This window comes from Campylobacter sp. 2018MI13 (assembly GCF_018501135.1).
In the GTDB taxonomy this organism is placed as follows: domain Bacteria; phylum Campylobacterota; class Campylobacteria; order Campylobacterales; family Campylobacteraceae; genus Campylobacter_E.
This window is the reverse complement of the sequence record NZ_JAHCZC010000055.1, coordinates 1-12,583: the sequence shown is the minus strand read 5'-3', so window position 1 is coordinate 12,583 and position 12,583 is coordinate 1. Positions and strand designations below refer to the sequence as shown.

At 27.8% G+C, this 12,583-nt stretch carries 12 protein-coding genes, 1 tRNA gene and 1 pseudogene; 12 read left to right on the top strand and 2 right to left on the bottom strand.

The window, feature by feature from the left end; genetic code table 11:
• From KJQ99_RS06645 to KJQ99_RS06590, 12 genes are all read left to right on the top strand, one after another.
• Nucleotides 1–197, top strand: a 197-nt coding sequence (locus KJQ99_RS06645; protein WP_214150333.1) for a hypothetical protein, incomplete at its 5' end; no start/stop codon positions are given.
• The gene (locus KJQ99_RS06640) at nt 187–864 is read left to right on the top strand and encodes a sodium:proton antiporter (RefSeq protein ID WP_214116520.1); all 678 of its coding nucleotides are present in this window, start codon (nt 187–189) and stop codon (nt 862–864) included. The genes KJQ99_RS06645 and KJQ99_RS06640, both read left to right, overlap by 11 nt.
• Nucleotides 848–2,941, top strand: coding sequence for a polyribonucleotide nucleotidyltransferase (locus KJQ99_RS06635; protein ID WP_214120586.1), 2,094 nt, complete (start codon nt 848–850; stop codon nt 2,939–2,941). Before KJQ99_RS06640 ends, KJQ99_RS06635 begins: the two co-directional genes overlap by 17 nt.
• Nucleotides 2,934–3,530: a LysE family transporter gene (locus KJQ99_RS06630; protein ID WP_214150332.1), complete on the top strand. Its 597-nt coding sequence runs from the start codon at nt 2,934–2,936 to the stop codon at nt 3,528–3,530. Before KJQ99_RS06635 ends, KJQ99_RS06630 begins: the two co-directional genes overlap by 8 nt.
• On the top strand, nt 3,520–4,167 hold the full coding sequence (locus KJQ99_RS06625) for a nitroreductase family protein (RefSeq protein ID WP_214150331.1): 648 nt from the start codon (nt 3,520–3,522) through the stop codon (nt 4,165–4,167). The genes KJQ99_RS06630 and KJQ99_RS06625 overlap by 11 nt, the downstream gene beginning before the upstream one ends.
• Before the next feature lie 10 nt (nt 4,168–4,177).
• Nucleotides 4,178–4,477, top strand: a complete 300-nt coding sequence (locus KJQ99_RS06620; RefSeq protein ID WP_214116528.1) for a thiamine-binding protein — start codon at nt 4,178–4,180, stop codon at nt 4,475–4,477.
• 7 nt (nt 4,478–4,484) lie between these two features.
• Nucleotides 4,485–5,048 (top strand): ComF family protein, encoded by a 564-nt coding sequence (locus KJQ99_RS06615; protein ID WP_214150330.1) that lies wholly within the window; start codon nt 4,485–4,487, stop codon nt 5,046–5,048.
• Between the two features lie 38 nt (nt 5,049–5,086).
• Nucleotides 5,087–7,690 (top strand): DNA gyrase subunit A, encoded by a 2,604-nt coding sequence (gene gyrA / locus KJQ99_RS06610; protein ID WP_214150329.1) that lies wholly within the window; start codon nt 5,087–5,089, stop codon nt 7,688–7,690.
• A complete protein-coding gene (locus KJQ99_RS06605) occupies nt 7,680–8,240 on the top strand; it encodes a manganese efflux pump MntP (RefSeq protein WP_214150328.1) in 561 nt (186 codons plus the stop codon). Before gyrA ends, KJQ99_RS06605 begins: the two co-directional genes overlap by 11 nt.
• A gap of 98 nt (nt 8,241–8,338) precedes the next feature.
• Nucleotides 8,339–9,451, top strand: coding sequence for an alanine dehydrogenase (ald, locus tag KJQ99_RS06600; RefSeq protein ID WP_214116534.1), 1,113 nt, complete (start codon nt 8,339–8,341; stop codon nt 9,449–9,451).
• Nucleotides 9,452–9,603: 152 nt separating this feature from the next.
• Nucleotides 9,604–9,680 (top strand) — tRNA-Ile (locus KJQ99_RS06595).
• 64 nt (nt 9,681–9,744) lie between these two features.
• Nucleotides 9,745–11,058, top strand: coding sequence for an oligopeptide:H+ symporter (locus KJQ99_RS06590; RefSeq protein ID WP_214150327.1), 1,314 nt, complete (start codon nt 9,745–9,747; stop codon nt 11,056–11,058).
• 7 nt (nt 11,059–11,065) lie between these two features.
• Here KJQ99_RS06590 and KJQ99_RS06585 read toward each other — a convergent pair whose 3' ends face one another.
• Both KJQ99_RS06585 and KJQ99_RS06580 read right to left on the bottom strand, forming a co-directional pair.
• Nucleotides 11,066–12,220 (bottom strand): murein hydrolase activator EnvC family protein, encoded by a 1,155-nt coding sequence (locus tag KJQ99_RS06585; RefSeq protein WP_214116538.1) that lies wholly within the window; start codon nt 12,218–12,220, stop codon nt 11,066–11,068.
• Nucleotides 12,217–12,583 (bottom strand): annotated as a pseudogene (locus KJQ99_RS06580) (ABC transporter permease); the annotation flags it as partial. The gene KJQ99_RS06585 and the pseudogene KJQ99_RS06580, both read right to left, overlap by 4 nt.

The window sequence follows — 12,583 nt, the reverse complement described above, 5'->3', positions numbered from 1 at the left end:
ATAGTATAGGTTTTACTCATAAAAAAAGATGTATAAATTATTCTTTAGAATTTAAAGAAAGCACAACAGCTAAACTTACTCAAATGGGTGTAAAATCTGTAAGAGATAGGGGAGTTTATTTGAAATTCAATCTTTATCCAATAGGCGGTGTAAGATATAATTTTGCTTTACGAGGTGATGATACTTATGATTTTTGACAATCCTTTACAAGCTGCTAATAAATTTAGTGAAAAATTATTGCAATATAAAGAATTAGAAGGACATATAATTATAGGAAATAGTATTAAAAATATTCCTTTTATTGAGACTATTGCAAGTGAACTTAATTTATATTATGATATGCTTTTTAACAAAGGCATATATGCCCCAAATAATGAATGTCAGATAGCAAAAATTAGTGAAACAAGAGATATAGTATGTATTCAAGAATTAATTGAAGCTTTTTCCATAACTCAAGAATATATTTTATCAATGAGTACTGTGCTTTATGATGAATCAATTATGGGTAAAATTGCAAAATATAGAAAGTCTTTACCACTTAGCAATCTTAAAGGTAAGGATATTTTATTGTTAGACCAAGGTTCAAACAGCGGTTTAACTATTAATGTATGTCATAAAAGTTTATTGGGTTTAGGTGTTAGAAGTATAAAATATGCAAGTGCTTTAGTAGCTGCTGATGCTTATAATTATTATAATGATTTATTTGATAAAGTTTATTATTTAGAAAAAATAGAACATTTTATAGATAAAGATTATTACTACAAGCAACCACTTGAAATATCAAGTGAATATGCGTGTGAGATTTTAGAAACGAGCAATTATTATTTGCCATATCAAAAGGAGATAAATGAAAAAAATAATTAAGATTAACGATAAAGAATTAGTATTTGAACTTGATTTAGTTGCCAAACAAGCAAATGCAAGTGTTTTAATGACTTGTGGTAAAACGGTTATGTTAGCAAGTGTTGCTAGAGAAGATGAGTGTGTTAGTGAAGATTTTTTACCATTAACCGTTAGTTATGTAGAAAAAACTTATGCAGCAGGTAAAATTCCAGGCGGTTTTGTGAAAAGAGAAACAAAACCAAGTGATTATGAGACTTTAACTTCAAGAATAATTGATAGAACATTACGCCCATTATTTCCTAAGGGTTATTTACACCCAACTCATATTGTAGTTATGCTTCTTTCGGTTGAAGAAAATGTTGATATTCAGCCACTTGCACTTTATGCAGCAAGTGCGGCTTTATTTTTAAGTGATATTGAAATTGTATATCCAGCAGTTGGGGTTAGGGTTGCTAAGGATGAAAATGGTTTTGTTCTAAATCCTGATTTAAATTCTTTAGAACTTTCAAGTCTTGATTTGTTTGTAAGTGGTCTTAAAGATGAATTATTAATGATAGAAATGAAAGCAAATGAGACTAATAATTCAATGAATGAGATGAGTGAGAGTGAATTATTACAAGCTTTAGAATTTGCAAAAGGTAGTATTTTAAATATAAGTAATGATTTTTATAATACTTTTAAAGAATATAAAAAATCTTATGAGTTTAACTATAAAGCTGATAGTGAAAATCTAGCAGTATATGAATATTTAGAAAAAAACTATTTAGAAGATATAAAATTTGCAATTAATAAAATGGCTAAAAGCGAAAGAGCAAGTGAGCTTAAAGCTATTGCAAAAAAAGTTGTTTTAGATGAAGAATTTATAAATAATAATTGGAGTGAAGCTGAACTTGATTATGAATTAAATCGTATTAAAAAACACATAGTAAGAAAGCAAATCTTAAAAGAAAGAAGAAGAGCTGATGGAAGAGCTTTAGATGAGGTTCGTCCTATTAGTATATTGACTAATATTTTACCAAATGCGCACGGCTCTTGTTTATTTACAAGGGGTCAAACTCAAGCATTAGTGGTTTGTACTTTAGGTAGCGACAATGACGCTCAAGCAATTGAATTATTAAATAATAAATCAACTACCTATGAAAGATTTATGTTTAATTATAATTTTCCTGGTTTTTGTGTAGGCGAAGCAAGTCCTTTAAAAGCACCTTCAAGAAGAGAATTAGGACACGGAAATCTAGCAAAAAGAGCTTTAAGTTCTTCAGTTAGTAAAGATTATGCTCACACTATTAGAATAGTTTCAGAAATATTAGAAAGCAATGGAAGTAGCTCAATGGCTAGTGTTTGTGGTGGCTCATTAGCTCTTCGTGCTGCAGCAGTTCCTAGTAAAAAACTAGTAGCTGGAGTTGCTATGGGGCTTATAATTGAAGATAATGAATATGCTGTATTAACTGATATTATGGGCTTAGAAGATCACGATGGGGATATGGATTTTAAAGTAGCAGGTAGTGTTGATGGAATAACTGCTATGCAAATGGATATAAAATTAGGTGGGGTTAGCACTGAAATATTAACCCAAGCTTTAGAAGCTGCTAGAAAAGGAAGAATTCATATTCTTAATTTAATGGAAGAAGCAAATTCTAAGATTGTTATTAATGAAGAAATTTTACCTAAATTAGAAATATTTAGCGTAAGTGCTAATGATATTCCAGAAATTATTGGTCAAGGTGGTAAAACTATTAAAGAAATCATAGATAAATTTGGCGTTAGCATAGATTTAGATAGAGATAAAAATGAAGTAAAAATTAGTGGAAAATTAGTAAAAGAAGCTAAAGAATATATATTAAATGAAGTGTTAAAACCAAAATCTAAAGGCAAAAAACAAGCTCCTAAAGTAGAATTTGAAATAGGAACTAGATTTAGTGGTGTTGTTAAAAAAGTAGCTAATTTTGGAGTATTTGTAACCTTGCAAGACGGCATTGATGGATTATTACATTCTAATAAAATTAAGGGCAAAAGCTTTAATGAGGGCGAAACGCTAGAAGTAATAGTTAGTGAAATTAAAGATGGAAAAGTAGGACTTAGTTTAGCAGATGAATGATTTATTTGATGGGATATTATTAGGGCTTGGAGTTTGTGTTCCTTTTGGTCCTGTTAATATTCTAATTTTAAGTTATGCACTAAAATCTTTTAAGAATGCTTTTTCTTTAGGTTTTGGTGCTTTTGTCGCTGATTTACTTTATTTATCATTATTAAGCTTTAGCGTTTTAGAATTTATTAAAAATGATTTATTTTTAAATATTTTAAGTATTTTTGGCTTTATATTTTTAAGTTATTTAGCATTTTTAATGCTAAAGCCAGTAAAAGATATAAATCTTCATAAGAATTTAGAAAATACAAATATATTTAGTAATTTTATTAAAGGATTTTTACTAAATCTAGCAAATCCTTATGTAATCACATTTTGGCTTAGCGTTGCAACTATGCTAAGCACTAAACAAAATCCTATATATTTATTTTTAGGACTTAGCGTTAGCATACTTATTTGGATATTTTCGCTTTCGTTTTTTGTATATAAATATACAAATTTATTTAGTCTAAAAGTGCTAAAGATTATTAATATAATTTCTGCTTTTATTTTAGAATATTTTGCGATTATGCTTGTTTTAAGGAGATTTTATGACTTTTAAGGAATGTTTGGATAATAGATTTTCTTGTAGAGATTTTATTGACTATGAATTAAGTAAAGATGAATTAATTAATATAGTAGAACTTGCAAAATTAAGCCCTAGTGCAACAAATATGCAACCAGCAAAACTAAGCTTTTTTAGTGGTAAAAGCCTTGCTAAATTAAGCGATGATTTATTAAATGCTGTAAAAAATAATTTAAAAAGCCAAGATATAAAATTATATCCTGATATTTGGTTTGAACCTTATAAGAGTAGAAGATTTCAGACAGGAATTAAGCTTTATGAAGCACTTAATATAAAGCGAGATGAGAAAGAAAAAAGGCTAGAGCAATGGCATAAGAATTTTAAATTCTTTAATGCTAAAAATCTAGTAATTTTACATATTGATAATGGTTTAAACGAAGGTTCTTTGTTAGATTGTGGTATTTTTCTAGCTAATTTTTTAAATGCGGCTACATATTTAGGATTTAGCACTTGTGTTTTAGGTAGTATTGCTGAATATTGCGATACTATTAGAGAAAATGGGGTTGAAGGCAAAATTATATGTGGCATTGCAATAGGTAAAAAAAGTAGCGATAATGTAAATAATTTTAAAACTACTAGAGCAAGTAACGAAGAAATAATTAAATTTATTTAAAGGAGAAAAAATGAGTGTTACAATGGATTTTTGTATTTTTTCTATGAGCGATGATAGTAAAAGTGAAGAAATAGCACCAATTATTGAGTATTTAAGAAAGAAAAATATAAAACACAAATTAGGTGCAATGGGAACTAGCGTAGAAACTGATGATTTAAAAAGTGCTTTAAAAATTTTAAATAAAGCAAATAAATTAATTAATAAAGATAGAGTTTATTTAGTAGCCAAATTTGACATTCACAAAAGTAGAAATGATAATCTAAAATATAAGGTAAAATCGGTTAAAAAGCGTCTAAAAGATAAAGAATAAAATCTTTATGCTATGTTATAATTGCTCTAAGCCTACATTTAAGATTTTTTGTAAAACTTGTGAAAAAGAATTTAAATTACTTGAATGTAAAAGAAGAATTTTAGATGATGGTTTAGAAGTAATTAGCTTTTATAAATATTCTAAAATTAAAAAATTATTAAATCACAAGCATTTTATTAGTGGATATTTTATATTAAATAAACTCGCATCTTATTCTTATAAAAGATTTCATTTTGATAATGAATTAGCTTATGCTATAGGCTTAGATGATGATTGCTCTAGCGGGTATTCTCATACAGCAATACTTATTAAAAATATGAAATCAAAAAATATTATTCCATTATATAACGCAATTAAAGCAAAAAATAAGATTATTTATAAAGGTAAAAGCCTTTCATTTAGAAAGAAAAATAAAAGAAAATATGAATTGCAAAAGACCTTGGATTTACCTGTAATTTTAGTAGATGATATTATCACTTCAGGTGAGTCTTTAAAACAAGCGAATTCAGTGCTTAAAAAAGCTAAAATTAAGGTTCTTTTTGCAGTCGTATTAGCCGATGCGAAAGTTTAGTTTGCTAGTATAAAAAAATCTTTACTTAAAGGAAAACAATGAATTTATTTGATAATAGTGAAATTACTATTGTAGATATTGAAGATAGTATAAAAACAAGCTATCTTGATTATTCTATGTCAGTAATTATAGGCCGTGCCTTACCTGATGCAAGAGATGGATTAAAGCCGGTTCATAGAAGAATTCTTTATGCAATGAATGATTTAGGAGTAGGTTCAAAAAGTGCTTATAAAAAATCAGCTCGTATAGTGGGTGATGTAATCGGTAAATACCATCCGCACGGAGATACTGCTGTTTATGATGCTTTAGTAAGAATGGCACAAAGCTTTTCAATGAGATACCCAAGTATTGATGGTCAAGGAAACTTTGGTTCAGTTGATGGAGATGGTGCTGCAGCTATGCGTTATACTGAAGCTAGAATGACAATTTTGGCTGAAGAATTGTTAAAAGATTTAGATAAAGACACCGTTGATTTTGTTCCAAACTATGATGATAGTATGAGTGAGCCTGATGTTTTACCTTCAAGAGTGCCTAATTTATTATTAAACGGCTCAAGTGGTATTGCTGTTGGTATGGCAACTAATATTCCACCACATAGTTTAGATGAATTAGTAGATGGACTTTTATATTTACTTGAGAATAAAAACGCTAGTTTAGAAGAAATAATGCAGTTTATAAAAGGTCCTGATTTTCCAACTGGTGGGATAATTTTTGGTAAAAAAGGCATTATAGAAGCTTATAAAACAGGTCGCGGTAGAATTAAAGTAAGAGCAAAAACTCATATAGAACAAAAAGGAAATAAAGAGCTAATAGTAATTGATGAGTTGCCTTATCAAGTAAATAAAGCAAGACTTCACGAGCAAATTGCAGAGCTTGTAAAAGAAAAGCAAATAGAAGGTATAAGCGAGACAAGAGATGAGAGTGATAGAGATGGAATTCGCCTTGTAATTGAGCTTAAGCGTGATGCTATGAGTGAAATTGTGCTAAATAATTTATTTAAAAGCACCACAATGGAGACAACATTTGGTGTGATAATGTTAGCAATTCATAATAAAGAACCTAAGGTATTTTCTTTAATTGAGCTATTAGATTTATTCTTAAATCATAGAAAAACCGTAATTATTAGAAGAACTATTTTTGAACTTGAAAAAGCAAAAGCAAGAGCACATATCTTAGAAGGTCTTAAAATTGCACTAGATAATATAGATGAAGTAATTGCATTAATTAAATCAAGTGCAGATACTGCAAGTGCAAGAGATGCTTTAGTAGAAAAATTTAGCTTAACTGAATTACAAGCTAATGCTATTTTAGAAATGAGACTTAGCCGTCTTACAGGACTTGAAAGAGATAAATTAGAAGATGAATTAAGAGAGCTTTTAGCAAAAATTGAAGAACTAAATGCAATCTTAAAAAGCGAAGAAAAAATAGAAGAAATAATTCACGATGAATTATTAGAAATTAAAAATAAATTTAAAGTTCCAAGAATTACTGAAATAGTAGATGATTATGATGAAATTGATGTAGAAGATTTAATACCAAATGAGCCAATGGTAATTACAATTACTCATCGTGGGTATATCAAAAGAGTTCCTACAAAATCATATGAAAAACAAAAGCGTGGTGGTAAAGGTAAAGTTGCAGTTACTACTTATGATGATGATTTTATAGAGAGTTTCTTCACTGCAAATTCTCACGATACGCTAATGTTTGTTACTAATAAAGGACAACTATATTGGTTAAAAGTTTATAAAATTCCTGAAGGTAGTAGAACTGCTAAAGGAAAAGCTGTTGTAAATCTAATCAATCTTTTACCAGATGAAAAAATTATGGCAATAATTCCAACAACTGATTTTGCTAAGACAAAATCACTTGCATTCTTTACTAAAAATGGTCTTATTAAACGCACGAATTTAAGTGAATATAGCAATATCCGTTCAGTTGGTGTAAGAGCTATTAATCTTGATGAAAATGATGAATTAGTAAGTGTTTTAATAGCACAAAATGATGATAGTGAAAATATTGATTTGGTTGATGAAAATAGTGAAATTATTGAAGATGATAATATTCAAATTGTTGAAGAAGAAAATTCTTTAGATGAAAACCAAGATAATCAAGAAGAGCAAGTTAGTGGAACTATGATTTTTGTAGCTACTAAAAAGGGTATGTGTATTAAATTCCCACTTACAAAAGTTCGTCAAATTGGTCGTGTAGCTCGTGGGGTAACTGCTATTCGCTTTAAAGAAGAGCAAGATTATGTAATAGGTGCAGTGGTTATTGAAAGTAATGAGCAAGAAATTTTAAGTGTTAGCCAAAAAGGTATCGCAAAAAGAACTGATGCAGGAGAATATCGCTTACAAAGTCGTGGTGGTAAGGGCGTAATTTGTATGAAACTTACTCAAAAGACAAAAGATTTAGTAGGCATTGTAATTGTTGATGATACTATGGATTTAATGGCGCTTACAAGTAGTGGCAAGATGATTAGAACTGATATGCAAAGCATTAGAAAAGCTGGTAGAAATACAAGCGGAGTAATCGTTGTAAATGTTGGTAGTGATGAGGTTGTAAGCATTGCAAAATGCCCTAAGGAAGAGGATGAGGAAGAAAATTTAGAAGAAGAGAGTGGTTTATTTGATGATAATTGATATTATTATTTTAGCATTCTCTTTAGCAATTGACGCATTTTTTGTGGCATTAAGTATTTGCTTAGTGCTACAAAAACAATCTTTAAAAAAATTATTAGTTTTTAGTATATTATCTGCTTGTTTTCAGGTTTTAATGCCTATTTTAGGATATTATGTAACTTATTTACTAAATGTAAGATATATGAAGTTAATTCAAGCAATTGATCACTATTTGATTTTTGTAGTTTTTGCATTTTTAGCTTATAAATTATTTAAAGAATTTTTAGATAATGAAAATGAGAATATTGATATTAGTTATGGATCGTTGTTTTTGCTTAGTATAGTAACTAGTATTGATGCTTTAGGTGCAGGACTTATGATATTTTCTTTGGAATATAATTTATTTATTTCTTCTGTATTAATAGCTTTAGTTACATTTTTTATGTGTTTTTCTAGTTTGTTTATAAGCAAAATGAAAGTTAATAAAAAAATTTTACAACCAATAGGAAGCTTGCTACTTTTATTTTTGGCGTTTAAAATTGTAATAGTTCATATGTTAGAAAACATATAACTTGTAAATTCGTAACACTTTTTATAATTTTTTCAAAAAAATCTTTTGAAGTTTTTATTTTTTTTATATCATACTCCTTTATCACAAAAGGAGTATAAATGATTATAGGTTGTTTAAAAGAAATTAAAGACCAAGAATATAGAGTTGGCTTAACGCCTTTAGATGTTATTGAATATATAAATCATGGACATGAAGTTTTAGTAGAAAGTAAAGCCGGTGCTGGTATTGATATAAGCGATGAAGAATATATAAAAGCCGGAGCAAAGATTTTAACTAAAGAAGAAATTTTTGAAAAAGCTGGAATGATTATTAAAGTAAAAGAACCAATTGAAAGTGAATATAAGTATTTTAAAAAAGGACAGATTTTATATACATATTTACATTTAGCAGCAGATGAAAAACTTACAAAAATGTTAATAGATAAAGAAATATCAGCATTTGCTTATGAGACAATTCAAGAAGGTAAAAATCTTCCTTGTTTAGCTCCTATGAGTGCTATTGCTGGTCGTTTAGCGGTAATTCAAGGTTGTAAGTATTTGGAAAAAACTTATGGTGGTAACGGAATGCTGCTTAGTGGTCTAACTGGTGTTAAAAAAGGAAAAGTTGTAATTTTAGGTAGTGGTATGGTAGGGCTTAATGCTGCTCAACTTGCTTTTGGTATGGGAGCTGAAGTTGTGATTTTAGGTCGTGATGCTAATAGACTAGATTATATTGACCATGTATTTAATGGTAAGATTACTACTTTATATAGTAATATTTCAAATATATTAGATAGTATAAAAGATGCTGATGTAGTAATTGGAGCAGCTTTAGTTCCAGGAGCAAAAACTCCTAAATTATTATCTAGAAAACATTTAAAGCATATGAAAAAAGGTGCTGTTATAGTTGATGTTGCAATTGATCAAGGCGGTTGTTTTGAGACAAGCCGTGCAACAACTCATACAAACCCTATTTATGAAGTTGATGGGATAATTCATTATGCAGTTGGTAATATGCCAGGAGCAGTTGCAAAAACAGCTACTTTAGCACTATTAAACGCTACAACTCCTTATGGAATTAAAATAGCAAACCTTGGAGTAATTGGTGCTATAACTTGTTTTGAAAGTTTAAGATATGGTTTAAATACACATAAAGGACACTGCACTCACGAAGGTGTGGCAAATGCCTTTAACCTTGAGTATTTTAATCCTAAGAATTTCATTGCTATGTAATATGATTAGGCATTTATATTTTTTATAAATGCCTATAGGTTTTTATGGGTTATTTTGTAATATTCAATAAAAGCCTATAAAAAAGATAAAAATTTTATTGTTTAAGTAATTTTTAAGTTTTTAAATATATAATAACAGCTTTTAATCACGGAGGATTTATAGCTCAGTTGGTTAGAGCAACCGGCTCATAACCGGTTGGTCCCAGGTTCGAGTCCTGGTAAATCCACCACCTCCTTTAAATTTAATAGAATTAAATCTTTCTTAGGCTTCAAGATTTTCTTTAGGAGAAAACGATGTCAAAAAATAAGTTAAAACCACTATTACCAATATGTTACATAGAAGCCCTAGAAAGATTTGCCTTTTTAGGCTTTTTAGGTATTTTTGTATTTTATTTAATGGATACATTTTCTTTTTCTAAAGGTGAAGCAAGTGCAATAAGTGCAAGTTTGGGTGCTGCCATTTATGCTTTTGGTATATTTGGAGCATATTTAAGTGATTTTTGCTTAGGTGCAAAAAGATGTGTAATTTTAGGAATTATTTTTCTTACTTTAGGGTATTTATGTTTAACTTTTGATTTATTAACAATATCTCTTTTTTGCATTATTTTTGGTAGTGTATTAATCAAGTCAAATATTACAAGTTTGTTATCTAAAAGTTATCCTAATGATAGCGAGTATGTATTCAGTATGTTTTATATTTTTGTAAATATAGGATGTTTTTTGGGGCAAATTAGTGCTGGTCTTTTAATACTACATTCTTATAATTTAGCGTTTTTCATATCATTTTTTAGTGTATTTTGTGCTATTTTAGTATTTTTTTATAATTCAAAATATATATCTAGCGAACCTATAAAATATGATTTTTTTAAAAATAATATAGCTATGCTTATTTTGATATTTTTATTTATTGCATTCTTAGCTACTCAAGAACTTTTGGTGGTTAGTAAAATTATAAGTATTTTTTCAATTTTAATTTTAATAATTTTTTATATTTTTATTTATAGAAAAATACCAACAAAAAATAATTTTAAAAAATTAGCTTTTTATTTAATAGCTGCTGTGTTTTTTTATATGTTGATTTTTCAAAGCTTTAATACTTTAAATATTTTAATTAAAAGTAAGGTTTCTTTTAGTATTTTAAATTATCAAATTCCAGCTAGTTGGTATTTAGCTTTTATGTTTTTAGTCAGTATTTTTACAAGTATGCTTTTAAGTTTTATAAGTAAAAAAAGCTCAATTAATGAAGCATTAATTATACCAGCTGCTATGATTATTGCTGCTAGTTCATTTATTGTTTTAGGAATGCTTAGCAAAGATGATTTTATTAATCCAATATATATATTAATTACTTATTTTATGTTGGGTATTTCTCAAACAAGTATAGGGGTTTTAGGACTTAGCATAGTATCAAAATTAACTCCAAGTGGATTTAATTCAAGCACTATGGGAATTTGGTTTTTATGTTCTGGTGCCGCACAAGGAATTGAAGGAATTATTGCAAAATATATTGATAATATTAGTTATGAATTGTATTTTAGTATGCAAGGATTTTTTGTATTATTTTTAGCATTACTAATGTTATTTGCATATAAATACTTAAAAGTATAACTATAATTTAATTGTTGATTAGTTCTAACGGATTTATGTGGTAGTTTTTTTGTGTAACTTCAAAAGTTAAATCCCTTTCAACTTTTCCAACAATGTTTCCTTTTTTTAATACTTCTCCAACCTTTGCAAGTTTGCTAAATTTTGATAAGTGAGCGTATATTGTGTGAATTCCATTTGCGTGTTCAACAATTACAACCTTATCAAGGACTGCAGTATCATTTGCAAAAACTACTTTTCCATCAAATACTACTCTTACATTGGCATCAGGCGTATTTGAGCGTAGCACTACATTTTCATTAAATATTTTTAATTTATATATAGGGTCTATGTAATCTCCAAATTTTTGTTTTACACTAAAATCAACCAAAGGTGCTATAGTTTTTGCTCCTGTATATTTTGCTACTTTTCCATCATAACTTAAGGTATCAGAATGTTTTACTTGTGTAGTTTGACTTGATTTTTTATTTGATTTTTCATTTTCTATGATTTTTAATTTAGCCAAAGTTGCTCTAATTTCATCTTGTTGTTTTTGTAAATTTGTTAGGCGTTGTTTATATATTTTTTCATCTTGTTTTTGTTTAGAAATTAAATTCTCTTGGCGTTTTTTAAGTTCGCTTAATTCTTTTGCTTGTTTTTTATAATTATCAATATTTACATTCATTTCACTAATTTTTTTTTGCTTATAATCAATTTGCTGTTGTGTTCTTGCATAATCTTTTGAAATTTTATAAAGCTCATTATTCAAAACTTCAGAAAGCGTGTTTAATACTTCAATAGAAACTATACTCATTGAGCTATCAATTAAATCTTTTGGTGCTATTAAATCATACGAAAAATCCTTAGCAATTATTTCAACTAATTTAGCACCTAATTTCTCTTTATCTTTCATTAGCTCTTTATTTTGTGTGATAAATGTATTTAATTCTCCATTTTGAGCATTTACAAGTTCTTGTAATTCTGCCGTTATATTTGAAGTTTTTTTAACTTTTTCATTTATTTCTTTTAATTTTTGTTCCCCTTCAATTATTTCACTTGCCAAATCTTCTAATTTTTTTGATATTTGTTCTTTTTCATTTTGAGTTTGCTCTAGTTTTTTTGTGTTGTTTTCTATTTGATTTGCAAATAAACTTAAGCTAAACAAAACTATTAGAAGTTTTTTCATTGTCTTTTTACCTTAAACATTACAATCATTATACATAGTAATGAAGCTAGTAAAGAATAAGAGCTTACTTCAATTAAGCTAGGTAAAAAATCAATTTGCGGTAAATCTATATCAAGTTTTGCTAAAAATTCTTTTATATAAGAGATATTATTAAAATTAATAAAAAACGCAAATAATAAAGCAAAACAAATTATATTATCTACAAATACAATCTTAAGCATTGGTGCAGCTCTTTGGAAGAAATTTGCCCCAAATAAATTAAGAATATAAATTCTATTTTCGTGCTCGTATTTAAAAATTTTTATTTGTTTTATAAATAAAGCAATAGATAATATGCTTATGCAAATTAAACATATATAAGAG

Coding starts and splice junctions, on each gene's coding strand:
- KJQ99_RS06640 (WP_214116520.1), top strand. CDS start 187: ATGATTTTTGACAATCCTTTACAAGCTGCTAATAAATTTAGTGAAAAA.
- KJQ99_RS06635 (WP_214120586.1), top strand. CDS start 848: ATGAAAAAAATAATTAAGATTAACGATAAAGAATTAGTATTTGAACTT.
- KJQ99_RS06630 (WP_214150332.1), top strand. CDS start 2,934: ATGAATGATTTATTTGATGGGATATTATTAGGGCTTGGAGTTTGTGTT.
- KJQ99_RS06625 (WP_214150331.1), top strand. CDS start 3,520: ATGACTTTTAAGGAATGTTTGGATAATAGATTTTCTTGTAGAGATTTT.
- KJQ99_RS06620 (WP_214116528.1), top strand. CDS start 4,178: ATGAGTGTTACAATGGATTTTTGTATTTTTTCTATGAGCGATGATAGT.
- KJQ99_RS06615 (WP_214150330.1), top strand. CDS start 4,485: ATGCTATGTTATAATTGCTCTAAGCCTACATTTAAGATTTTTTGTAAA.
- gyrA (WP_214150329.1), top strand. CDS start 5,087: ATGAATTTATTTGATAATAGTGAAATTACTATTGTAGATATTGAAGAT.
- KJQ99_RS06605 (WP_214150328.1), top strand. CDS start 7,680: ATGATAATTGATATTATTATTTTAGCATTCTCTTTAGCAATTGACGCA.
- ald (WP_214116534.1), top strand. CDS start 8,339: ATGATTATAGGTTGTTTAAAAGAAATTAAAGACCAAGAATATAGAGTT.
- KJQ99_RS06590 (WP_214150327.1), top strand. CDS start 9,745: ATGTCAAAAAATAAGTTAAAACCACTATTACCAATATGTTACATAGAA.
- KJQ99_RS06585 (WP_214116538.1), bottom strand. CDS start 12,220: ATGAAAAAACTTCTAATAGTTTTGTTTAGCTTAAGTTTATTTGCAAAT.